Source organism: Rhodococcus sp. BS-15 (genome assembly GCF_000813105.1).
Taxonomy (GTDB): Bacteria; Actinomycetota; Actinomycetes; order Mycobacteriales; family Mycobacteriaceae; genus Rhodococcoides.
In genome coordinates, this window is sequence record NZ_BAOX01000017.1 from 1 (window position 1) to 23,093 (window position 23,093).

Annotated in this window: 21 protein-coding genes and 4 pseudogenes; 11 read left to right on the plus strand and 14 right to left on the minus strand. The window is 63.2% G+C overall.

Translation table 11 applies throughout. The features are described from left to right. The 3 genes and pseudogenes from RHBS_RS04030 to RHBS_RS30200 all read left to right on the plus strand — a co-directional run. Positions 1–1,036, plus strand: a 1,036-nt coding sequence (locus RHBS_RS04030; RefSeq protein ID WP_128644875.1) for an MFS transporter, incomplete at its 5' end; no start/stop codon positions are given. A gap of 169 nt (positions 1,037–1,205) precedes the next feature. Then, complete coding sequence (locus RHBS_RS04035) at positions 1,206–1,763, plus strand: LysE family translocator (protein ID WP_272913841.1); 558 nt, start codon at positions 1,206–1,208, stop codon at positions 1,761–1,763. Positions 1,764–1,959: 196 nt separating this feature from the next. Beyond that, positions 1,960–2,118, plus strand: a pseudogene (locus tag RHBS_RS30200) (redox-sensitive transcriptional activator SoxR); the annotation flags it as partial. Between the two features lie 113 nt (positions 2,119–2,231). Here RHBS_RS30200 and RHBS_RS04045 read toward each other — a convergent pair. Beyond that, a complete protein-coding gene (locus RHBS_RS04045; RefSeq protein ID WP_128644876.1) occupies positions 2,232–2,453 on the minus strand; it encodes a hypothetical protein in 222 nt (73 codons plus the stop codon). A 317-nt stretch (positions 2,454–2,770) separates the two neighbouring features. Here RHBS_RS04045 and RHBS_RS04050 point away from each other — a divergent pair, with 317 nt between their 5' ends. Further along, the gene (locus tag RHBS_RS04050) at positions 2,771–3,556 is read left to right on the plus strand and encodes a hypothetical protein (RefSeq protein WP_145977469.1); all 786 of its coding nucleotides are present in this window, start codon (positions 2,771–2,773) and stop codon (positions 3,554–3,556) included. A gap of 22 nt (positions 3,557–3,578) precedes the next feature. Here the strand turns inward: RHBS_RS04050 and RHBS_RS04055 are convergent, their stop codons facing one another. The 9 genes and pseudogenes from RHBS_RS04055 to RHBS_RS04095 form a co-directional block, all read right to left on the minus strand. Next, on the minus strand, positions 3,579–5,057 hold the full coding sequence (locus RHBS_RS04055) for a recombinase XerD (RefSeq protein WP_237668993.1): 1,479 nt from the start codon (positions 5,055–5,057) through the stop codon (positions 3,579–3,581). Beyond that, positions 5,047–5,385, minus strand: a complete 339-nt coding sequence (locus tag RHBS_RS04060; protein WP_128644878.1) for a helix-turn-helix transcriptional regulator — start codon at positions 5,383–5,385, stop codon at positions 5,047–5,049. Before RHBS_RS04060 ends, RHBS_RS04055 begins: the two co-directional genes overlap by 11 nt. Continuing rightward, positions 5,382–6,485 (minus strand): site-specific integrase, encoded by a 1,104-nt coding sequence (locus RHBS_RS04065; protein ID WP_128644879.1) that lies wholly within the window; start codon positions 6,483–6,485, stop codon positions 5,382–5,384. Before RHBS_RS04065 ends, RHBS_RS04060 begins: the two co-directional genes overlap by 4 nt. A gap of 351 nt (positions 6,486–6,836) precedes the next feature. Beyond that, positions 6,837–7,319, minus strand: coding sequence for a hypothetical protein (locus tag RHBS_RS04070; RefSeq protein WP_237668994.1), 483 nt, complete (start codon positions 7,317–7,319; stop codon positions 6,837–6,839). Positions 7,320–7,501: 182 nt separating this feature from the next. Further along, complete coding sequence (locus RHBS_RS04075; RefSeq protein WP_128644880.1) at positions 7,502–7,987, minus strand: hypothetical protein; 486 nt, start codon at positions 7,985–7,987, stop codon at positions 7,502–7,504. Between the two features lie 574 nt (positions 7,988–8,561). Further along, positions 8,562–9,928 (minus strand): annotated as a pseudogene (lpdA, locus tag RHBS_RS04080) (dihydrolipoyl dehydrogenase). After that, the gene (locus RHBS_RS04085) at positions 9,925–11,184 is read right to left on the minus strand and encodes a dihydrolipoamide acetyltransferase family protein (RefSeq protein ID WP_128644881.1); all 1,260 of its coding nucleotides are present in this window, start codon (positions 11,182–11,184) and stop codon (positions 9,925–9,927) included. The pseudogene lpdA and the gene RHBS_RS04085 overlap by 4 nt, the downstream one beginning before the upstream one ends. Beyond that, a complete protein-coding gene (locus tag RHBS_RS04090; RefSeq protein ID WP_128644882.1) occupies positions 11,181–12,185 on the minus strand; it encodes an alpha-ketoacid dehydrogenase subunit beta in 1,005 nt (334 codons plus the stop codon). The genes RHBS_RS04085 and RHBS_RS04090 overlap by 4 nt, the downstream gene beginning before the upstream one ends. Next, entirely contained in the window at positions 12,182–13,297 is a 1,116-nt protein-coding gene (locus tag RHBS_RS04095; protein ID WP_128644883.1) for a thiamine pyrophosphate-dependent dehydrogenase E1 component subunit alpha, read from the minus strand. The genes RHBS_RS04090 and RHBS_RS04095 overlap by 4 nt, the downstream gene beginning before the upstream one ends. 158 nt (positions 13,298–13,455) lie before the next feature. Between RHBS_RS04095 and RHBS_RS04100 the strand changes: the two genes are divergently transcribed. Continuing rightward, a complete protein-coding gene (locus RHBS_RS04100; protein ID WP_236745342.1) occupies positions 13,456–13,920 on the plus strand; it encodes an Lrp/AsnC family transcriptional regulator in 465 nt (154 codons plus the stop codon). 6 nt (positions 13,921–13,926) lie between these two features. Here the strand turns inward: RHBS_RS04100 and hppD are convergent, their stop codons facing one another. Next, positions 13,927–15,132: a 4-hydroxyphenylpyruvate dioxygenase gene (gene hppD / locus RHBS_RS04105; RefSeq protein ID WP_128644885.1), complete on the minus strand. Its 1,206-nt coding sequence runs from the start codon at positions 15,130–15,132 to the stop codon at positions 13,927–13,929. A gap of 163 nt (positions 15,133–15,295) precedes the next feature. Here hppD and RHBS_RS04110 point away from each other — a divergent pair, with 163 nt between their 5' ends. Continuing rightward, on the plus strand, positions 15,296–15,808 hold the full coding sequence (locus tag RHBS_RS04110; RefSeq protein WP_128644886.1) for an Lrp/AsnC family transcriptional regulator: 513 nt from the start codon (positions 15,296–15,298) through the stop codon (positions 15,806–15,808). Between the two features lie 32 nt (positions 15,809–15,840). Here RHBS_RS04110 and RHBS_RS04115 read toward each other — a convergent pair. Both RHBS_RS04115 and RHBS_RS04120 read right to left on the minus strand, forming a co-directional pair. Further along, positions 15,841–16,523: pseudogene (locus tag RHBS_RS04115) on the minus strand (ABC transporter ATP-binding protein). Continuing rightward, the gene (locus RHBS_RS04120; RefSeq protein WP_128644887.1) at positions 16,520–17,602 is read right to left on the minus strand and encodes an ABC transporter permease; all 1,083 of its coding nucleotides are present in this window, start codon (positions 17,600–17,602) and stop codon (positions 16,520–16,522) included. Before RHBS_RS04120 ends, RHBS_RS04115 begins: the two are co-directional and overlap by 4 nt. Positions 17,603–17,785: 183 nt before the next feature. On the opposite strand from RHBS_RS04120, the gene RHBS_RS30205 reads away from it, so the two are divergent. From RHBS_RS30205 to RHBS_RS04140, 5 genes and pseudogenes are all read left to right on the plus strand, one after another. Continuing rightward, positions 17,786–18,301, plus strand: a complete 516-nt coding sequence (locus RHBS_RS30205; protein ID WP_237668995.1) for a hypothetical protein — start codon at positions 17,786–17,788, stop codon at positions 18,299–18,301. Next, a complete protein-coding gene (locus RHBS_RS04125) occupies positions 18,196–18,966 on the plus strand; it encodes a sensor histidine kinase (RefSeq protein WP_237668996.1) in 771 nt (256 codons plus the stop codon). Before RHBS_RS30205 ends, RHBS_RS04125 begins: the two co-directional genes overlap by 106 nt. Then, positions 18,963–19,594 (plus strand): annotated as a pseudogene (locus tag RHBS_RS04130) (response regulator). The gene RHBS_RS04125 and the pseudogene RHBS_RS04130 overlap by 4 nt, the downstream one beginning before the upstream one ends. Beyond that, positions 19,581–20,798 (plus strand): sensor histidine kinase, encoded by a 1,218-nt coding sequence (locus tag RHBS_RS04135; RefSeq protein WP_237668997.1) that lies wholly within the window; start codon positions 19,581–19,583, stop codon positions 20,796–20,798. The pseudogene RHBS_RS04130 and the gene RHBS_RS04135 overlap by 14 nt, the downstream one beginning before the upstream one ends. Next, positions 20,795–21,436: a response regulator transcription factor gene (locus RHBS_RS04140; protein ID WP_128644888.1), complete on the plus strand. Its 642-nt coding sequence runs from the start codon at positions 20,795–20,797 to the stop codon at positions 21,434–21,436. The genes RHBS_RS04135 and RHBS_RS04140 overlap by 4 nt, the downstream gene beginning before the upstream one ends. On the opposite strand, the gene RHBS_RS04145 is transcribed toward RHBS_RS04140, so the two are convergent. Beyond that, positions 21,430–22,962, minus strand: coding sequence for a multicopper oxidase family protein (locus tag RHBS_RS04145; protein WP_128644903.1), 1,533 nt, complete (start codon positions 22,960–22,962; stop codon positions 21,430–21,432). The two genes, RHBS_RS04140 and RHBS_RS04145, sit on opposite strands and share 7 nt — an antisense overlap. Positions 22,963–23,093: the final 131 nt, after the last annotated feature.

Here is a 23,093-nt window from a genome sequence, read left to right on the forward strand (position 1 = left end):
GCCGCAGCGGGCAGCGGCGGGGGCTATCGGGGTCCTCGGGGGCGGGATCATCGTCGACCTGACCGATTGGCGTTGGACGTTGCTGATCAACGTGCCCGTCGGCGTCGCACTTATCTTGCTGGTTTTGACTATCGGTTCGGTCCGACCGGTCGAGCGTCCGCGACTCGACCTCGTTGGCGGCGGCGCTTTTGCCATCACTGCGGCCGCAGTGGTAGTCGCCGTCGCCTCGCTGGCCGAGACATCCCCGGTGTGGATGGCCCCGGAGATCTGGGGACCCGTCGCAGTGGCCGGCTTCGCGGTCTTCGTGGCGGTCGAGTCCCGTCAGGCCAGTCCCCTGATCCCGTTCGGAGTGCTCCGCGCGACCGGGGCATGGCGTCCCACGGTCACGATGCTTTTTCTCGGGGGTGCCATGACGGCCACATTCTTCTTCACGACGCTGAACCTGCAGGAATTTCACGGCCTAACCCCTCTGGTTACAGGGGTTGCGTTCCTGCCTCTGTCGTTGGGAGCCTTCGGCGCTGCTGCCAGCGCCCACCTACTGCAGCGCCGTGTCGGCGTTGACATGACGACCACCATCGGTGCCTCCGTCATGTCGGTGGGACTCGTGGCCGCGTGGCTGGTTGCGGGCGGGAGCAGTCCCGGGATGCTGATCGCGGCCATCGGTGTCTTCGGCATCGGCATGGGTGTCGCGCTCGCGGCGATCTCCGACGGCACCACCTTGCTGTTGCCCTCGGCCCTGACGGGCATCGCAGCCGCCGTCCTGACCACCGCACAGCAGCTCGGAAACAGTGTCGGACTGGCCGGCACCTCAGTTCTCGACGCCGCTCACCCGAGCATTTTCTACCAAACCGGATTTGGATCCGCTGCGGTGCTGGCGTCCCTCGCCACGGCAGTCATCGCCGGTCACACGCTCGCTCGACGCCGTCTTCCTGGACCCGACAAATCCACACCCATCCCGTCCGAGGATGTTCCGCCTCTTCACAGGACCGGAGTACCTACGATGATCGACGACCATCGAGGAAAGCGATTTACATGACGTCGATATCGGGGTCGATGCGTCACTGTCTCTCGTCGCGTTGTTTCCGGGGTGACCGTGGCGGACTTCTGATCTGCCTACACGAGTCGCACAGCGACACACTTAGCCTGCTATGAACGCAGTGGTACAGGCTGTTTCGGGATACCTGCTTCCGTGCATTCTCATCACAATGTTGCCGGGTCCGGACACCATGGTGGTGTTGCAGGCAGTCACAGGAGGGGGCCGCAGAGACGGAGTACGTGCAGCGGTAGGGGTGTCTATCGGCTTGGTCGCGTGGAGCCTTGTCGTAGGTGCCGGCCTCGCTATCGTCTTGTCGGCCAGTGCACCGGCCTTGCTTGCTTTCAAGTTGGTCTGTTGCGCTTACCTGGTCTATTTGAGTTGGCGCGCACTGGTCGCCAGTAGAAAATTGACCGAGATCGACGTCGTGGACAAGTCGATTGCACGGCCGCTACTGAAAGCTCTCGGAACATGCGCGTTGAATCCAAAGCTGGGCGCGTTCTTCGTAGCGGTTCTTCCGCAGTTCATTCCAGCGAACGCACCTCCCGGCGCAACCGCGATGGTCCTCGTGCTGGTCCAGTCACTCGTGGCTTTTGCCTGGTACTGCGCTGTTAGCGTTGTTGCCTCCAGGATGGCTGCTCTACTACAACGCCCCGAAATCCTTGTTTGGCTAAATCGAATCTCAGCCGCAATCTTTCTGATATTTGCCGCTCGACTGTTTACGGAGTGACACATCATGCAGTTGGCCGCAACATCGGCCAAGCCGCGGGTACGCCATTGAGCATGTAGAGCAATACCTGCTCCAAATGTGGCCCGAAGAGGCGCTCTCCGCCCCCACATATTCACGGAGGCGACCAGGTCATGATCGGTCGACTGGGAGCCGGCAACACTTCGGCGCAGGACGAAACATCAGGTTCAGGCAGCGCGACGACCTCACCGAACGGATCGATGAACTCACCGCACTTCGTGACAACTTCTACAACTGTATCGGCTGCGGATGCCTGTCCCTGACCTCGCGCCCATACTCGAACCCCGCCGATGTACTGGGCCGAAAGGGGCCGGGTACGCAACGGTTACGAAAGTAGAACCGTCGCTCACCACGAAGGTCGGGCGGACTCGCTGCAACGCAGTGACCCGACACGCGGCCCCGGTTGCAGTACATCATCCGAAAGAAGTCTCGATAGCCTTCACCATGCCGTCAGACGCTGATTCCGCAGATCGACCGTCCGGGAGCCCCTCGGAAGATTCTGCGCACACGTACTTCCACAACGGTGACCCTGTTGCGCTCGCCGAAGCCGCGAACCTGGGCGATGGTGGCCCAGAAGAAGTTGTGCAGGTACAGGGCTTCTACCGGCAGGTTTTCGAGCTTGTCGATGATGCGGCTTGGGCGGAGGACCCGGTGGGGCCGCTTGGCAACCATTGGCGTGGCGTCGGAAACGGACAATCAACGAACTACTTGATAAATATCGCTGACATGCTGCAGCGTCTCGCTGGGAACGTCTCGCCGGGGGTCGGTCGGACAATCGTTCAGCGCATCAAGAGCGTGCTGCGCCCGGTTGATGACCACGGGTACGAGGAGGCGCTTGCGGAACTCGAGGTTGGCAGTGTCCTTGCGTTACGTATGACTCCGGTGTTGCTCGAGCCACTGGTTCCGAGCGATTGGAGGCCTAGCCACGGCAACCAGCCGATGTCCCTGACTACGGCGTTCGGATGCCTGAAGGTCTAGTCACGATAGAAGTGACCGTGTGGCACTGGGAGGCGTACGCGGCTTGGCAGCGGATGAGCAACATGATCAGCACTACGCTCTCCGCGCGAATGCGCAAACGCGACGTTGCTCGGAACATTCGTGTCGAACTGCCGATCGGATCGCCCAAGGACCTGGTGTCGACACTGTGGAGCCATGAGTTTTGCGACATGGTGTGCAACAGTGAGTCTGGTCAGATTACGACGACCCCCGACGCCGCAGAACGACCCATCCGGGCGACTTGGCGACCCATGCTCCACTTCGCAGACGACAGCCACATCGACTGGGACGCAGTAGAGGCTAACGGCGGGCTACCCTTCACCTCCGGCCCGTCCATCGGCCACACCTTTGGGTACTCCGTCAACCCTTGCTTCAACGACGATGACCGTGCCGCCGCCTTCGAATCGCTTCGGAAATCAATTGACCGAAAGAAACGACAGCACGCTCCCGCATCACCGCATTTTCTGGCACTTGCATCGACCGCACCCCAAATTTCCACTGGGTCTGAGGAATTCACTGACACCTGGGACCTTCTCGGCCTCATGATCGAGAAACGGATGTGGGCGAATCCGCGATACGCCTGGCTGTCTGGGGTGCTGCATCACAGACCCAACCGCATGGCTCTCAAGTCCGACACCATTTACACGCTTGAGTACAACCCAAATCCAAACGCCCGAGTACCCGCTCCGCCGACCTTCGCGAAGGCAATCGCAGGCGATGGTGAATTTCATTCTATGTGGCAGCGCCCCCGTCGCCGATCCACAAGCAGGCAAGCTTGACGGTGGTCACCCGAGGTGGAGACTACTTCCGCTGCGCGGAGTACTGCGCCCACGGCAGCGCTGCCAATTCGGCGTGGCGGTGGGCGACGGAGTAGCTGTATCCGAGCATTTCCGCGGCGAGCGGCGGTGGTACCTGGGTGACGAGAGTGCGTAGGGATGTTGTGCGCGCGCCGAGCAGGTTGATTCCGAGTGATCGGATGCGGTCCATCATGGTGTTGGGGTGCAGGTGGCGACCGGTGCGGACGCTGGGGAACAGCCAGCCGGTGTCGGTACCGGTGAGTTGCGTTGTGCGTGAGTTGATGTGGTGTCTGAGAAGCATTGCGAAGGGTTCGGGCACCGGGGCTGGTTCGGCACCAAGCGTGATCCACAGCCCATCGGCGTCGGTACTGACGTGATCGGTGCGTAGAGCGGCGATCTTGACCATCGGTTGGGCGTAGAGCAGGAGAAGAATGCCGGCCACTCGATACGGGAGCGATTCACTGCTGCCGGTCAGGAGTTCACAGATCCAGTGCAGTCGCTCGTCTTGGGTGAAGGTGGCTGTCGGTGCGGGGGAGCGATGGGCGATCGTCACCGACCGGTTGATGCGGGTTGTCTTAGCCCAGACGAAGAACGTCCGAATCAGCTGCCGGGTGGTGGGGCCGGTAGCGAGCCATTCATCGACGTCGAGTTGGCGGCATGTCGCGGCGGTGCGCATGTGGGTGTCGTGGAGCCAGGTCAGGAACTTGATGGTTTCGGTGATGTCCTGTTTGGAGGCGTGGACGGGTCCGCGGGTGGGTTTGCCTGCGGCTGCGATTGCGCGGACTCGTTTGAGGTGGTGCCAGGTCGCGAACTGTTCGGCGTAGCGCCGAACCGAGGGGTGATCGATGGCGGTCATCTTTGCGGCGATCCAGTCCTCGAAGAGGGCGAGGTAGCGGTCACGCGGCGGAATCATTTGGTGGTGTTCGAGGATGCCCCGCAGGTGCATTGTGCGGCGATCGTCGCCGACGCTGTCGAGGCCTTCGTGGGTCATCGGAATCTGACCGGTTGCCAGTTGGCGCAACAGCTCGCGCACCTTGGCGGATCGTTTCCAGGTGTGGATGCTTTCGGGGCGGTCCACGGCACAGAAGATGCCCACCAGTGTGTGCATTGCCGCAGGATCGGCGGGGTTGTCGAGAAGCAGCGCGGTGAGGTCGTCGCGGAGTGCGCAGCGTGCGCAGATGCCGCGTCGGTAGTGCTCGGCTTTGGTGCCGCAGCGGGTGCAGTGGAAGTTGGTAGCAATTCCGGCGCAGTCGACACAGACCGCTCTGTCCTCGACTCGTCCGGGGAGCATTCGCTCGAATCCACATGCTGCGCAGTATCCGTAGGTGCGTACGGCGGCGTGGAAGCATGTTCCGCAGATCTTGCCGTCGGGCCAGCGCACGCGCGGTTTGCCGGCCTCGCGTCCGCAGCGATCGCAGGTGAATCCGCCACCGGTTCTCGGTCGCCCTCGAACGGTGTTGCGGGGTCGGATCTCAATGGTCATCGCGGATCACTCGTGCGCGTCGCGGTCGGACTGTCTTGTTGAGCTCGACGACGTTGGGTGCCGATGATGTCGCAGTTCGCTTCTTGCGTTCGTCTGCCGCTGTGACGGTGACCAGGTCCTCCATTCCGCAGCCGAAGATGTCGCAGAGAGCCGCCATCATCTGCAGTGACACACGTTCGGGTCGTTGAGTGACGAGGCGGTAGACCTGAGGGCGGGAGAGGGCGATTCCTCGTTCGAGCAGGCGGGGGATGAGGTCGGTGCTGTTGTGCATGCCGTGTGCGGCCATCAGCTCGGGTAGGCGCCAGGTGTAGTCGACGGTGCGTTTCACGAGATTTCTCCTTCCATTCCGAGAGCGTCGCTCACGGTGGCATCCAACGCTCGCCGCAGTGTGCGGGTGCGGAAGTCGCTCGACACGCAGGTATAGAGGGAGGTGGTACTGGCGTGCTCGTGGCCCATCTGCTGTTGCACGAACAGCGGATCCCAGCCGTCTTCGATCAGGTGGGTGGCGTACGAGCGTCGCAGTGAGTGCAGGTCCAGCCCGGGGGAAAGCTGCAGCTCGGTGCAGTAGCGGCGGAACCGGCGTATCAAGGTCGATTCGGCAACGAGCGCGCCACGTTCGGACGGGAACAGATCGAGTCCCGCATCGAGATAGGGCTGGCCGTGGGTGAGCCAATCGTCGACGATCTCAGGTGTCCAGTCGAAGACCGTCAGGACACTGCGCCGTTTCGGGGGTGACCCGCGTTTGGCTTTGCCGTAACGCACATTGAGAACTCCGAAGCGGCCGAACTCTCGTGCGTGGGGATTGCGGGCAAAGTCGACGGTCTGTAAGTGACGCACTTCGTTGAACCGCAGCCCGTAGGAGTAGGCGAGTTTGAGCATCACCGCGTCACGGTAGGCCGGCAGCCATCCCTTGCGGCCTGTCGCTCCGATCGTCTCGACCTGGGCGTCGGAGTGGTCGAACAACAGTTGCAGCTCGGTCTTGGTGAAGGCACGCTTGGCCGGTGTCTGCTCGTTGTCCTGGACGTGTGCTGCGGTGTTCCACTCGAAGAACACCTGAGCAGGGTGTGTACCGAAGCGGCTCTCGCACAGTCGATCCCACCCGTAGTCGGGGTTGCTGATGTAGGAGCAGAACAGCTTGAGCGAGGTCTGGTAGCTACGGATCGTCGAGTGTGCGATTCGCCGGATCGAGCGGAGGTCTCCGAAGTATTCCTCGACCATGGCCGGTGTCCATGCCCACGGGAACTCGTTGGTGTAGTCGATGAACCGTATGACGACCTGCTGTCGTTGCTCGATGGTCCCGAGCTGCAGGTTTCGGCACAGCTGCTGGTTCCGCCATCCCGTGAGCATGTCTTCGACCGTTTGTTCCTCGGGATGCAGAGGCGTCACCGAGTCGACCAGGACGACGCGTCCGCTCTTGTCGACCCCCATGACACCCCTCCGCTGTCTCGTTCAATGATTCACCAGATGCATCATTACTGTCAATAGCACTGCCAGAGAATGATGTTGAGCTGCGAAAACTACAGGCTGACGATGCCTCGGGCGGGACGTCCGAACGGGCGGCCTGCCAGACAGCACGTAACCTCCTCATTCTGAACAGATTTCGCGCTTCACCAAGAGATGCACGCAGCCAGTTTGCCAGAGCTGGCTGATTCATCAGATGCAACATGCAGAGGTCCACCCAGCATAATTTCTGTTATCGGCAATGAGTTTTGTTACCAATGAGGCGTAGCCGACACGTTGACCGGCGGCGTTCAACCCACCGCCTGCTTCATGTTCGACCTAGTCACTCTCCATCACCGGTTCAGGTTGCTGACCGTGCCGTCGACGCCACAGGTTGCCCATGTCGTCGGCGAACTGGAGATCGACCCGCACCTTGGCCGTTCCAGAGGCACTGTAGGCGACCTCAACTGACTGGTCTCGTGAGATCACTTGCGGGTATTTGTCGACCATTTGCTGTTGGAAGTTCTGAAGAAGCGCGGAGAGGCCTGGAGTATTCATCATTTGACCCGACAACATCCCTCCGTAGGAACCGAGGTTGGCCGGCACACCGAACATCCCCCGAGGGTCCATCGAGTTAGCTTGGGAGCCAATGGCATCGAGGGTTCCGCTCATCCCGCCCGACAAGAGCTCCCGGAAGATCCCCTGCATTGAGATCTTCCCCTTCGCCGGATGACACGCATCCTCCAGGCGGTTGCCGTCCCCATCAACGGCATACACATCGACCTCGAGGTCCGTGATCGGTCCCGAACTCGCGTTGTTCACGGTGACGGACCACAGCCCCTGACCGATTGGCAGCGGCTTGACGGACGCCGTTACAGCGCGGATACGGCCGCCACTGTTGCCCGTCTCGGTCGCGCCGACCGAATAGTATGTGTTGTTGTCCCGGCCAGCGATGACGTTGCGCTGGGTCGAAGTGAAGCTGTGCGCAGAAGCAGACGAACCGTCTACTGCTCCCGCGCCTGGGTAGGGTTTGGCGGCTCCCGATGGGCACGCGCTGCGACTCGGCCGATCCGCACATCGCCTGCAGCCGCGATGTCCTCGGCGACAACTCCACTCCCGCCGTCGACAGCCACATCTTCGACCTCGATGTTGCCTCCAACCGATGCGTGGCGGATTACTACGCCGACGGTGGCCGGCAACTCGGGAGCCTGATCCTCGACAGCTACCAGGAGCGCTTGCGCGAGACCCAGCAGCTCGACGTCGTCTCCGGCACCCGCCTGATCGAGTTTCTTCGCGAGAAGTGCGCGGCGGAGTTCTTCTTCCGGCTCCCGCTGCAGCCCCTCGATCTCCGCCGTCACGGAGATGTACCGGCTCGTGATCCAGCCCTTCACGGCCGTGTAGGCGTCGCCGATTGCCTGTTTTGTGGTCTCGCGCGCGCCGTCCGACGCGCCGAGTGCGATCGCCGCGACAATTAGGGTTACGGGCTCCATCGAACACCTCCTGCGATGTGGTCCTGCACGGTCGTACCGGGCCGCCCCGAATCTAGCGGTCGGCACCGACACCACTTGCCCAGGAAGGACGCCAGCTCGGCGCGGCGGCTGCTTCGAGCGCCATAAGTGCTGAATGATCGCCGCGAGGTCAGGGTGCGGCGGTCTTCTTTGAATCAGTGAGACCGGGTAGACCAGGGTTGGGCAAGCAGGCACTCGAACGGGTGAAGAAGCTGCGACCGGACCTCGTCGTCCGCACAGTCCAATGCAATAAGAAGGTGTACATGTCGTGGGAGGAATGATGTTCGCCCTGGCCGGGCCTCGTATAGGTAAGACCCGCGGCTGGCAGTCATGCTCTGTGCACCGTACCCGCGGACACTTTAGACCTGGAGAAGGAGGCGTGATCAGCCGAAAATGGGCGCAGGTGACGGAACTTATTGTCGCTGTTGAGATCCTCGGCAACTGCTAGGTGAGGTCGAGGCTTGCTCGGCGGATCAGGAGCTCAATACGAAGCGGTGCCCGGAACAAGGCCTACAAGAACGAACCGGAACGGTGGCGCGACCCACTCGAAACTCTTTCAGCTGTGCGCGTGCAGCGGCCTCCCTGACAGCGCCATCATTGCCTCACCGAGTGCCTCGTTCTGTGTGGGGTGAGCGTGCACAAAACTGCCGACCTCGGATGGCAGTGCCTCCCATGCCACCGCGAGTTGCGCCTCACCGATCAACTCGCCCACGCGGTCACCGACGAGGTGGACACCGACGACGGGACCGTCGTCGCGGGCACGGATCACCTTGACACCACCCGCGGTGGCGAGGATTCGGCTCTTTCCGTTGCCGCCGAGGTCGTAGACCACCGAGGTCACTGTTCCGTACTTCTCTTCCGCGGCCTTCTCGGTGAGACCGACCGATGACACCTCGGGGTGCGAATAGGTCACGCGCGGAACGAGATCGCCGTCGATACGCGCAGGAGAAAGGCCGGCAATGTGCTCGGCGACGAACATGCCGTGCTGAAACCCGCGATGAGCCAATTGATACCCCGCCACGATGTCGCCGACGGCATAGACGCCGTCTGCGGTGGTGAGCAGGTTGTCGTCCACAGTGACGAAGCCCCGTTCGGTGGCGATGCCTGATCGGCCAGACCGAGACCGTCGGTGCGAGGTCCACGACCGACGGACACCAGGACGAGATCGGCCGAGAGGGTGTCGCCGGATGACAGTCCCACAGCGACGTCGTCGGAAGATTCGGTGACGGTCTCGACCTTGGTTCCGGTACGAATGTCGATGCCGCGCTTGCGTAACGCCTTGGTCAACATCTTCGAGGCCCATTCGTCTTCACCGGGAACGATGCGATCGAGGGCCTCGACGACCGTAACCTTGGCACCGAACGATGCCCAGATGCTGGCGAACTCGATGCCGATCACACCGCCGCCGAGCACGACGACAGATTCCGGCACTCGATCGAGTGCCAACGCCCCGTCGCTGGTGAGCACACGCGGTCCAAGTTCGATACCCGGAATGGTGCGTGAATACGAGCCAGTGGCGAGAACCAGCGAGGCACCGGTGATGCGTCGACCGTCCACCTCGACAGTACGAGGGCCGACCACCCGTCCACGACCGGTGATGATCTCGATACCCGGTCGCTTCAGCAAGCCTTGCAGCCCTGAGTAGAGCCCAGCCACGACACTGCGCTGATAGTCTAGCGCCGCAGGCATATCCACACCTGTGAGCGATGCGGTGACGCCGACATGCGCTGAACCGCGGACCGCGTCGGCAACCTCGGCCGTGTGCAGCAGGGCCTTGGTGGGGATGCACCCACGATGCAGGCAGGTGCCACCGAGCTTGTCCTCCTCGACCAATGCCACGGACAGGCCGAGCTGTTCGGCCCGCAGGGCGCAGGAGTAACCGCCGGAGCCGCCGCCGAGAATGAGAACGTCGACGTCACTCATCGGACGGATCCCAATGCCACGACAGGGTTTTCGACGAAATTGGCGACCGTGCGTAGGAACCCGCCGGCGACTCCGCCGTCGCACACGCGGTGATCGAACGCCAGCGACAGCTGCGCTACCTTGCGGACGGCCAATTGGCCGTCGACCACCCAGGGACGGTCGATGATGCGTCCGATGCCCAGGATCGCGGCCTCGGGGTGATTGATGATCGCGGCCGAGCCGTCGACCCCGAATACTCCGTAGTTGTTCAGCGTGAATGTTCCGCCGCTCAGTCGTGCTGCGGGCAGGGAACCGGTTCGCGCCAGCTCGGTCAGCTCGGCCAATCGCTCGGCGAGTTCCTTCAGATCGGCCTTGTCGGCCTGCGGCACAACAGGAACCATCAATCCGCGATCGGTCTGCGCGGCAATGCCGAGTCCGACGTTCTCGTAAAGCAGGATCTCGCCCGCCTCAGTATCGACCGTGCTGTTGAGCTCGGGGAACTTGGACAGCGCGATCATCGTCAGCTTTGCCAGCACCGCCAGCAGCGTCACCTTCACGCCGTCGATGGAGGCGTCGAGGTCGCGTCGGGCCTGCAGCAGAGCTGTCGCGTCGACGTCGACCCAGACGGTGGCCTCGGGAATTTCCGCGCGACTGCGAGAGAGTTTGTCTGCGATGGTCTTACGTATCCCGGTAATCGGGATTCGGGTGACGCCCTCGGCACGGGGAGCGCTCGAGGACAGTGCTCGTTCCACGTCCGCTCGGGTGATGACTCCATGACTGCCGGCGACATCGATGGCCGCCAGATCGAGCCCGCCCTGCAGGGCCATGCTGCGGACGATGGGGGAGAGCACCTTCGGTGCAGTGGTGCGGTTAAGTGCCCCCTGGGGCACTTTTTCACTCCACTGCGGTGCAGCCGCACTGCGTTTCCGACGTCCGGTGGGACCGTGTCCCGTGCCGTAGCCGATCAGTACATTCCCCGAGCCTGCCCGCTCCTCTTCGCGGTAACGCTCATGGGCCGCAGGGGTGTCGGCGACGGCACCGCCGGTGATGCTGATCAGGGGAGCGCCGACGGCGAGTGAGGTGCCCTCGGCCGCATGCAATTCGCCGACGACACCCTCGAAGGGGCAGGGAACCTCCACGGAGGCTTTTGCGGTCTCCACTTCGACGACGACCTGATCGATGGTGACGGTATCGCCGGGCTTGACCTTCCACTCGACGATCTCGGCCTCGGTCAGTCCCTCACCGAGGTCGGGGAGCAGAAATACCTGCATGCTCATACCGAGACCGCCTTGCTGAGATCCGGGGCGTCGTTCCACTGCAGTCGGTCCATGGCGTCGAGCACACGGTCGGCGGACGGCAGGTGGAAGTGCTCGAGTTTCGGTGCAGGATAGGGAATATCGAGTCCGGTGACCCTCAGTACCGGAGCATGCAGGTGGTGGAAGCAACGCTCGGATACCCGTGAGGCGATTTCCGCGGCGACACCGGAGAAGCCCTGCGCTTCCTGAATCACGATGCAGCGTCCGGTCTTGCGTACCGAGGCCGCGACGGTCTCGTCGTCGAACGGATTGAGCGATCGCAGGTCGATCACCTCGACGCTACGGCCGTCCTCCGCCGCGAAGTCCGCAGCCTGCATGGCCACCGACACCGTGGGCCCGTAGGCGAGAAGCGTGACGTCGGTACCGGCACGGCGCACGACCGCCGTGCCGATCGGCTCGGTCTGTCCCAACTCGATGTCGTCCTTGGAGAAGTACAGCCGCTTCGGTTCGAGGAAGATCACCGGATCGGGATCTGCGATGGCGTCGCGCATCAGCGAGTACGCGTCTGCGACGGTGGACGGGGAAACGACCTTCAGACCCGGAGTGTGCGCGTAGTAGGCCTCGGAGGAGTCACAGTGATGCTCGACGCCGCCGATGCCGCCGGCGAACGGGATGCGAATGACCATCGGCGCGGTCAGTGAGCCACGAGTTCTGTTGCGCAGCTTGGCCACATGGGAGACGATCTGCTCGAAGGCCGGGTAGGCGAAGGCGTCGAACTGCATCTCGACGACGGGCTTGTAGCCCGACATCGCCATTCCGATTGCGAATCCGACGATGCCCGACTCGGCGAGCGGGGTGTCGAAGCAGCGGTCGTCCCCGAAGTCGCGGGTGAGGCCGTCGGTGACGCGGAAGACGCCGCCGAGTGCGCCGACGTCCTCGCCGAACACAACTACTTTCTCGTCCTGCGTCAATGCGTCGCGCAAGGCTGAATTGAGCGCTCCGGCCATGGTCATCGTGGTCATGACAGTTCTCCTGCTGCGATTTCGGCGGCGATCTGATTGCGCTGGTCGATCAGACCGGGGGTGGGGGAGGAGTAGACGAACCTGAACAGATCCTCGGGGTCGACGTCCTGCTCGACGTTCATGCCGGCGCGCAAGGCTGCAGCGTCGGCGTCGGCGGAAGCGGTCATCTGCTCGCGGAGCTCGTCGGTGAGAACACCTCTGCCGTCGAGGTAGGAATCCAAGCGCGAGAGCGGGTCTCGGGCCAGCCAGCCTTCGACCTCGTCGGCCTTGCGGTAGCGAGTGGCATCGTCGGCGTTCGTGTGGGCGTCCATGCGGTAGGTGTGCGCCTCGACAACCACCGGTCCCTTGCCTGCGCGGACGTACTTCACGGCCTCGTCCATCACGGCCATCATGGCGATCGGGTCGTTGCCGTCGACCTGCTCGCTGCCGATGCCGTAGCCGACTCCCTTGTGCGACAACGACGGAGCCGCAGTCTGACGAGCCAGGGGGACGCTGATCGCGAATCCGTTGTTCTGCACCAGGAAGATCACCGGGGCACGGAACACCGCAGCGAAGTTGAGGGCCTCGTGGAAGTCACCCTCGCTGGTGGCACCGTCTCCGCAGAACGCGAGGGCGATGGTGTCTCGGCCCTGCTTGGCCTCGGCGTACGCGAATCCGGTTGCGTGCAGCAATTGTGTTGCCAAGGGCGTGCATTGGGGAGCGACCTTGTAGTCCGTGGGGTCGTACCCGCAGTGCCAGTAGCCGGCGAGCATGCCCAGCAACTCCACCTGCTCGACGCCTCGCGCGGCGAGGGCCATCGAGTCGCGGTACGTGGGGAACATCCAGTCCTGCTCACCCAGGCAGAGGGCTGCGGCGATCTGGCAGGCCTCCTGCCCGCGGGACGAGGGATAGACCGCGAGCCGGCCCTGCTTGGTCAATGCTGTTGCCTGCTGGTCGAATCGGCGACCGTGCACCATCGAGCTATACATCTCCAGCAGACGTTCGTCGGACGGCCGCGCATAGCGTGCGGCGCTGTCGACACCCGTGCCGTCCGGTGCGAGGTATTGCACGGGACGGTCGGCGGGCATGAACTGTTGGTAGGACGTTGCCGGTACCTTCTCGACGGTCGTCATGGCGCACTCTCCTGAAATCGGCTTGTACGGCGATTGTGGCCGATTCGGTGAGTAAGAAGATCGATCGTCGTAGAATTGTAGACATATGGCGGCGGACAGAGGACCAATCGCGAAATATGTCCGATGGGCGCAACGAACTACCAGGTAGGAGCGGACGAATGGACGACGTCTCGAGACGTGTGGAATTGGACGACACCGATCGCCGCATTCTCACCGAACTCACCGCCGACGGACGGGTGTCGATGCGGGTACTGGCCGATAGGCTGAATCTCTCGCGGGCACATACCTATACACGCGTCGACCGACTCAAGGATTCGGGTGTCATCGAGCGGTTCACCGTGCAGGTCGACCATGCGGCTTCCGGACTCGGAACCTCGGCGTACATCGCGCTGTCCATCCGTCAGGATTCGTGGCGGACCGTGTCGGAGGGCTTGCGATCGATGGAATTCGTCGACCATTTCAGTTTGCTCGGTGGCGATTTCGACGTTCTGGTGCTCATCAGGACTCCCGACAACGAGAGTTTGCGGCAGGTGGTGCTCGAGGGTCTGCAATCACTCGACGGTGTCCGGGCGACCCGCACGTGGCTGATCTTCGACGAGGACCGAGGCGGTCTGGGTCGGTAGCTCGAGTCAGAAGTTACCGCGGGCGTCCTGCTCGCGCTCGATGGCCTCGAACAGGGCCTTGAAGTTTCCGATGCCGAATCCGAGCGAGCCATGGCGTTCGATGAGCTCGAAGAACACCGTCGGTCGATCGACCAGTGGTTTGGTGAAGATCTGCAGCAGATAACCGTCCTCGTCTCGGTCGACGAGAATTCCGCGCTGCTGCAGCTCCTCGATCGGTACTCGGACATTGCCGATGCGAGCCCGCAGTTCCGGGTCCTCGTAGTACGAATCGGGAGTGGCGAGGAATTCGACTCCGGCCGCGCGCAGGGCATCGACCGAGGACAGGATGTCGTTGGTCGCGAGCGCCAGATGCTGTGCTCCTGGGCCTCGATAGAAGTCGAGGTATTCGTCGATCTGCGAGCGCTTCTTGGCGACGGCCGGCTCGTTCAGCGGGAACTTCACCCGGTGGTTGCCGTTGGAGACGACCTTGCTCATCAACGCCGAGTAGTCGGTGGCGATATCGGCTCCGACGAATTCGGCCATGTTGGTGAAGCCCATGACGCGGTGGTAGAAGTCCACCCACTCGTCCATCTTGCCGAGCTCGACGTTGCCCACCACGTGATCGAGGGCCTGGAAGATGCGCTTGGGACCGCCTTCCGGTCGCTGCAACGTCGACGTCCGCGGCACATAGCCGGGGAGGTAGGCGCCGGTGTAGCGGGAGCGGTCGACCAATGTGTGCCGGGTGTCGCCGTAGGTGGCGATGGTCGCAATCCGAACTGTGCCGTGCTCGTCGGTGACATCGGTGGGTTCTTGCAGCACGTACGCGCCCTGCGCCCGCGCATGCTCGATGCATCGATCGACATCGGGGACGGCCAGCGAGATGTCGATGACCCCATCACCGTGGCGCGAGTGGTGTGCCACCAGAGCACTGTCGGGGTCGACGGCTCCCTTGATGATGAATCGAACTGCACCGGAGGTGAGTACGTACGCGTGGTGGTCGCGTTGGCCGGTCGTCGGGCCGGAGTAGGCCACTAATTCCATGCCGAAAGCGGACTGGAAGAAGTGGGTGGTCTGCGTCGCGTTGCCGACGACCCACACGATGGCGTCCCAACCGCTGACCGGAAAGGGGTCGCGCTTGTCGTCGTACTCGACCAGACCGACGAGCTGACGCAATTGCTCGGCGTCGAGATCGGCCAGCCGTTCGTCGTCGTTGAGGATGCTGTCGATGCTCATGAAAGTCTCCCCATGGGATCCGAGTTGGGCGAACTGTTGCACGCAGCTCAACATCGCGGCTCAGAGCTGTCAATCGACCTCGGATTTGCTATCTGTGCTGTGCAGATGGGGCAGAAAAAATCTTTTTTTGCTATACGATCCGTATAGAAAATGGAGGTGGCCGATGGAGTCCGAACTGGACGAACTGGATCGAGCATTGCTCTCTGCGCTGCACGACAATTCGAGGATCGGCGTGCTCGAGCTCTCACGAACACTCGGCGTGGCACGCGCGACGGTGACGGCCCGACTGCAGCGGCTCGAGAACAACGACGTCATCACCGGCTATCGGCCGCAAATCGGTTTGGCTGCAGCGGGTTACGGAGTTCAAGCATTCGTCACGTTGGAGATCGCGCAAGGTGCGCTGGGCGATGTCGTCGCTGTTCTGGAGCAGATCCCGGGCGTCTTGGAAGCCTTTGCGACGACCGGTGCCGGTGATGTGCTGTGCCGGGTCGCTGCGGCGTCTCATGACGACCTGCAGCGAACCCTGATCGTACTCAACCAGTCTCGTACGATCGCGCGGTCGACGAGTGTGGTGGTGCTCTCGGAGTTGGTCGAGTTCCGAACGATGCCGTTGCTCAGCACAGCAGAACCCGATCGACAGCCGAAGGCCCCCGCCTACCGGCGCACTTCTGAGTGAGGTTCGGCAGGCAGGTCCTTCAGCTCGCCACGTCAATTGGACGGAGAGCCTACGAGCAGCCTCCCGTCCACGATTTCCACCACTTCGTCCATGTCGGACAGATGTGCGTGGTCGTGGGTGACCACCACGGTCGCGGTGCCGTTGGTACGGGTCAAGGTGGCTATCACATCGAGAATCGCTGCTCCTCGTTCGTGATCGAGTGCGCTTGTGGGTTCGTCGACCAGCAGTACTGCAGGGGCGCTCATCAAGGCTCGGGCGATATTGACCCGCTGTCGTTGCCCACCGGAGAGTTGATGCGGCCTCTTGCGCGCGTGATCGCCGAGCCCGACAGCGTCGAGAAGGGTGAGTGCGGATATTTCGGCACCGCGGGGGAGTGACCATCGAGGTGGGCGATGACCTGGAGTTGCTCCACGGCGGTCAACGACGGCAACAGATTGGGCTGTTGAAATACAGTCCCGATCTTGTTGCGCCGCAATGTCGTCAACTCTTTACGGGTCATGTCGGCAGTGGGTGTTCCGTCGATCACGACGCGACCGCTGTCAGGGGTGATCAAGGTGGCCGCTACGGCGAGCAAGCTGGACTTGCCGGAGCCGGACGGGCCGATGACGGCGGTCATCGTGCCCTTCTCGACGTGCAGGTCGACGCAGTCCAACGCAGTGAGCCGGGCATCGCCGTCGGGGTAGGTGAGAGTGATATCGGTCAGATGCAGGCTCATCGTGCGCTCCCGAGTGCAGTGAGGGGGTCAACGGACGTAATTCGATTGACGGACAGGGCCGCGCCGACTGCGCCGAGGGCAATGATGATCAGCGCAGGTGGCACCACGGTGCCGATGTCGAGAACGAACGGCACAGTGCCGCCGACGAGTGCGCCCACTCCTGCAGCCAAACCAGTCCCGACGACGGTGCCGGCGGTCAACACCACGACGGCCTGACCGAGGGCATCTCGGAGTAGGTATGCGGTAGATGCTCCGAGAGCCTTGAGAACTGCGACGTCCCCACTGCGTTGGATCGTCCACACGGTGAAGAATGCCCCGATGACAAGTGCGGAGATAGCGAACAGGAACGCTCGCATCAGTTGCAGCGAACCGTTTTCCGAGTTGTAGGAGCCGACGGCGGACTTGGCATCCGCGGTGGGCACCGTGGCGGTGCCGATCCGTTCGTCGGCCGCAGCAAGATCGACGTCGGTGTCGATGCTCAACCCGACTACCGTCGCACGCAGTGGGCCCGCAGGCGCTCCACTGGACACGGTCTGCCATGCCCCCAAGTCCATGAAGATCACCGGGGTATGGCTGTAGGAGGCGTCGCCGTCGACAGCTGAGACCGTCAACCGCTGTCCACCGAGGACGAAGTCCTCGCCGACTCCGACGTCCAGCTCCTCTGCGGCCGACGTCGACAATACTGCGGTGCCGGTGCGGATTCGGTCCGATTCCGGTGCCAGAGTCGAGCCCGGCTGAACGCCGAAGGCAGCGACCGCGGCGCTGCGCGAGCCGGCCTCGGCTTTGGTAGTGGTGATGCCGAGTGGTTCCGCTCGCTGTACCCCATCCACTTGTGCCCACTGCTGCCACGTGGATTCGGTGACTGTGCTGTCGGTGAACGACACCGAGTTGCCCTCCGTCGGGGCCGAGAACGTCAGATGGTCAGCCGGCAATTCGGTGATCGCCGACGTACTTTCCCTGCCCAATCCCGCAGTCAGTCCGGACAACAGACCGACCAACATCGTGATCAGAACGATGACGGTTCCCATCAGGGCGAACCGCCCCTTCGCGAATCGTAGGTCTCTCCAGGCGACGAACACGTTTTCTGCCTTTCTCTGCGGACGACCGAATCAGGTATCCGGCAACTGTGTTCAACTGTCGCCGTAGCCTGGGTGCGGGGGCATCGACCGGGAGAGTGCAGTTCGAGAGCCGGATGGATCAGCGCTGGCTACACCTTTCGGCTGATGCCGGTCGGATACGAACCGCCTAACCTGGACGTCGTTATGGATCCGTCGTCGCTCACACCTGTCATGCGCATCCTGCGCGGGTGCCTGCATCTGCTGCTGGGGGCGCTGCTGACGCTGTCGGTTGTGCGTGCGGTCCAGGAGCGCGTACCGCACCTGACTGCGGTCATCGTTCTCGCCGTGGTCCTGGGCGCGGTGCACACGGTGGGCGCAGCCTGGCCGAAAGTGCGTCGCTCGGGTGCGACCGCCGCGGGATGGATACTTCTGGTCGGGATGGTGTGGACGGCATTGCTCGTGGTGAGTCCCGAGGCCATGTACCTCGCGTTCCCGTTGTTCTTTCTCCAGCTCCATCTGCTGCCGACGACGTGGGGCCTGACCGCGGTTGTTTGGACCACGCTCACGGCGATCGCTGGATTCTGCTGGCATCGAGGAGGTTTCGCGGTCGGAGCGTGGTGGGCCCGTCGCTCGGTGCCGCGGTCGCCATCGCCGTTGTTCTCGGCTACCAAGCGCTCTACCGCGAGAGCGAACAGCGGCGCGCGCTCATCGAGGAGCTGACCGCCGCTCGCGGAGAGCTGGCAGCGGCGGAGCGCGAAGCCGGGGTTCTCGGCGAACGTGAACGGTTGGCCCGTGAAATCCATGACACGCTGGCTCAGGGGCTGTCGAGTATCCATTTGTTGCTCCGCGCGGCGGAACGTCTACTCCCCGAGCGTGCGGAGGAGGCGAACACACATGTTGTACACGCCCGTGAGACGGCGTCGATCAATCTCGAGGAGGCGCGACGCTTCGTTCGTGCGCTGAGCCCGCCGGATCTGGAGAACGGTTCACTGCCCTCGGCGTTGGAACGATTGTGCGCCAGCACCTCTGCAGCTGCAGGGCTACCGGTCGATTGGCAGCTGTCGGGTGTTCCGGTACCCCTCCAGACAGCACACGAGGTTGCGCTGCTGCGCATCGCTCAGTCTGCTCTGGCGAATGCCACACAGCATGCTGATGCCACCCGGGTGGCGGTCACCCTGAGCTTCATGGACACCGAGGTGGCTCTCGATGTCGTCGACGACGGTGTCGGCTTCGATCCCGACACCATCAGCCATGGGGATCGCGGTTTCGGGCTACCGGGAATGAAGTCACGTGCTCGCTCACTGCAGGGCACCCTCGTGGTGGAATCGAGACCGGGCCTGGGCACCGCCGTCGCCGTCACTGTGCCCTTGGAGGTGCGAACATGATCCGTCTCCTGATGGCCGACGACCATCCGATAGTTCGCGCAGGGTTGCGCGCGGTACTCGAGACCGAGCCGGACTTCGTGATCATCGCCGAGGCGACGACGGCCGAGCAGGCGATCGAACTCTCCGCCGAACTCGAGATCGACGTGGTTCTCATGGACCTGCAGTTCGGTCCCGGTATGCACGGTGTCGACGCTATTGCCGCCATTGCCGCCTCTCCCGGCGCACCGCACGTACTGGTACTGACGACCTACGACACCGACGCGACATTCTCGCCGCCATCGAAGCGGGCGCCGTGGGCTACCTACTCAAAGACGCACCGCCTGATGATCTTTGCGCAGCGGTGCGCACTGCAGCAGCGGGAGGGTCGGCGCTCGCGCCTGCCGTCGCATCGCGACTGATGGACCGGATGCGGACACCCGGCAGCACACTGACGTTGCGTGAGATCGAAGTGTTGCAGTTGGTGGCAGACGGACACTCGAACGTGCAGATCAGTCGACGGCTGTTCCTGAGCCAGGCGACCGTCAAGTCCCATCTGGCCCATATTTACACGAAGTTGGGCGTGGATTCACGAACCTCTGCCGTGGCATCGGCAGCGTCCAAGGGGTTGATCCGGCATGGACAACATTGAATTGGGCTCGTCCTCGCGGACCGAAGGGGTGATCGAGATGTCCCCGCGCCGCAGCCTCTTGTCGTGGGTGCGCTGGGTGCCGTTGGCCTTGGTGCCGTTACTGCTGCTGGCCAGCAATTTTCCTGGCCAGTACCAAGTGCCGCTCTGGTACTGGTCAGCGGCGCTGGCCGCTGCGGCCGTCTTTCTGTTGGGCGGCCGGTGGCCGCTACCGGTCTCGCTCGCGCTGTCGGCGCTGGCGGTGCCCATGTTCCTCGCTGACGCGTGGGGGCTGTCGGAGCTGGTTCCTTATCTCGGTGCGGCCGGTCTGGCCGAGGTGGCTATGCGATCGACACGATCCGCGCCGGTGATCGTGGCCGGTGTGTGTTGGACGGTCGCGGTTCTGTGGGGGATTGCCGCCGGCGAGTCCTCGACCTTCTGGCGTCCCGCCACCGCGGTCGAGACTCTCGCCGTTGTCGGTCTGCCGTTGTTGTTCGGGCTGTATTTGCGGGCCCAGCGCCGCTTGGCCGCCACATATCGGGCGCGAGCCGCCGACGCCGACATGCGAAGGCTGGAGGATTCGGCGCGGGCCCGCTTGGCCGAGCGCGCCGCACTGGCCCGAGAGCTGCACGATCTGGTGGCCCATCACATGGCGTCCATCGTGTTGCGGATCGGTGTCGCGCAGCATGTCGTGGCGGAGGCCGACCCGCGCGTTCGAAGTGTGCTCGACGACGTCCACGACACTGCTTCGGGCGCTCTGGACGACATCCGCAGACTTCTCGTAGCGCTTCGGGATCCCTCGCCCGGAGAGGTGGCGTCGGTGGAGGCAGATTCGGTCTCGACCGAGATCGCTGCAGCCATCGAGCGCACCCGGGCCACGGGGATCACCGTGCATGCCGAGGTGGATACCGACCTCGGCGAGCTGGACACGATCGGAAGGCTCACCCTGCTCCGGGTCGTTCAGGAGTCGTTGACCAATGTTATGAAGCACGCGGATCCTGCCCAACCAGTGACTGTCTCGGTCGTCCGCGAGCACGACGGCGTGATCGCGTCCGTAGTCAGCCGTCTCGACGACCCAGCCGGGGCCGTCGACCCTGCCGGGCACGGATTGACCGGAATGGCAGAGCGCGTCGCGCTCGCCGGAGGCAAGCTCGAGGTCGGTGCCGAGGACGGGAGCTGGTCCGTCCGTGCCACGCTCACCACGTCCGATGCGGAACGTACACGATGATCCGCCTACTCATCGTCGACGACCAGCGCCTGGTCCGGGCCGGGCTGCGGATGCTCTGTGAATCGACCGAGGACATCGATGTCGTCGGCGAAGGTGCCAACGGCGCGGAGGCGATTCGTCTGGCCGCCGAGATGTCACCGGATGTCATCCTGATGGACCTACGGATGCCGGGCCTCGACGGAATCGAGGCCACCAGACACATCCTGGGTTCCGACTCTGCACCGAAGGTGCTGGTGCTCACCACTTTCGACGACGACGATCACCTCTACCCGGCTCTTGCGGCCGGCGCAGCCGGATTTCTCGTCAAGGACACCGAACCGGCCGAACTGTTGGACGCCATCCGTCGCGTCGTCGACGGCGAACTCCCGTTCTCCCCATTCCTGTTGCGAAGGCTGGTGAACCGGGCAGTCGAGGAGGGGCGCGCGGTCGAGCGCACCGAGAACGTGGAGCTGAGCCCGCGGGAGATCGAGGTTCTCGGGCTCGTCAGCGAGGGCTTGGGAAACCAGGAGATCGCGGACTGTCTGCATCTGGGGGTCTCGACGGTCAAGACACACGTGGCGAATTTGATGGCAAAGACCGAGTGCAACAACAGAGTACGACTGGCGGTGTGGGCGTATCGGCGCGGCAGCGCTCAATGACCGCCGTGCTGCATGGGTTCGTCCGCGGGCATCTGCATCGGGGTTGCAGTCTGGTTCGGTCCGAGGACCAGGAATTGGCCCATCATGCCCTGATCCTCGTGCCTCATCAGATGGCAGTGGAACATGTACGAATACGTCGGGTCCGTGTACTCGGTGAACCGCAATATCAACCGGATCGTGGTGCCGGGGGAAACGTAGATCGTGTCCTTCCACCCCGCCAGCGCAGGCACAGGCTTCGCACCGTCCACGTCGAGGACTTGAAACTGGACATCGTGCACGTGAAAGTTGTGCGGCCAGTTGTCCGCGTTGCGGATTGTCCACACCTCGGTGGTGTCGACGGCCGAGGTGAAGTCGACGCGATTCATGTCCATCTGCTCGCCGTTGATCATGAACCACTGCAGGTCGAAGCGACGCTCGTCGACTGCGGTGGCCGGGTCGAGCCGGGGGATGTCGGCGAGTACGGCCGGCAACGCCGGGGATCGTTCGGGTGTGGGGACCGGTCGAAGCTCGAGGACGTCGAAGGAATCGGTCAGTCCGTACTCGGACGCGGTGTCGCGGTCGATTCCTGGTTGATCGTCGAATGGGAACGCGCGCAGCATCATCGGCGAACCACCGCCCGCTGCAACGACGATCTCGACTCGTTCTCCGGGGCTGAGTGTGATGCGGCTCAACGGCAGCGGCTCGGTGAGCAGTCCACCGTCGCTGGCGATCATCGTGAAATCACGGTCGTCGGCGAATCCGAGGTTGTACATCCGTCCTCCTGACCCGTTGAGGATTCGTAGTCGCACCAGTTCGGTGCTCACCTCCAGCTGTGCGGCGGCGATTCCGTTCGTGATGATCGTGTCGCCGAGCAGGCCCGCGTCGGTCGGGTCGGACTCGTCGAGAGCACCGTCTGCTGTGAACCGGCGATCCTGGATGATCAATGGGAAATCGTCCACGCCATAGGTGTTCGGCAGGTCGAGAGAATCGGTATCGTCGTCGTCGATCAGGAAGATACCGGCCAATCCCCGGTAGGCATGTTTCTCGGTGACACCGTGCGGGTGGGGGTGGTACCACAGCGTTGCCGCCGGCTGGTTCACAGTCCACGTCGGCTCCCAGCGTCCACCCGGTGTGATCGTCTGGTGGGGTCCGCCGTCGTATCGCGCCGGGACGTGCACACCGTGCCAGTGCACGGTGGTGTCCTCTGGCAGCGCGTTGTCGATGGTGAACGCGATCGTTTCACCGCGCCGGGCCCGAATTGTCGGCCCCAGGATCGAACCGTTGAAACCCCATGTCGCGGTCTGCACACCCGGCACCATCTCGGTGTGGCCGGCCTGAGCGGTGAGCGTGAAGTGGCGGACACCGGCGGCATCGACGGTCGAGTTCGCCAATGGCGGCACCGGCAGCGGCCGGCGGCCGCCATTCGAAGTCGCGGCCTCGACCCCGGAAGAGGCGGACCCCGGAGTCGACTGCTTCACAGCGCATCCCGCCGACATCGCAATCGGCGCAGACGCCAACCCCACCAACAAGGTTCGTCGGCTCAACATGTTTCGGACCATGACGTTCACTGCACTCCTGGGTTTCTTGCGGCGTTCGACTACTTTGCTGTCGAAGCAAGTCTCCTGGGCGCGATAATCGTGGGCATCCACCCGCGGGCCACGGCTGGCGAAAAAGAACT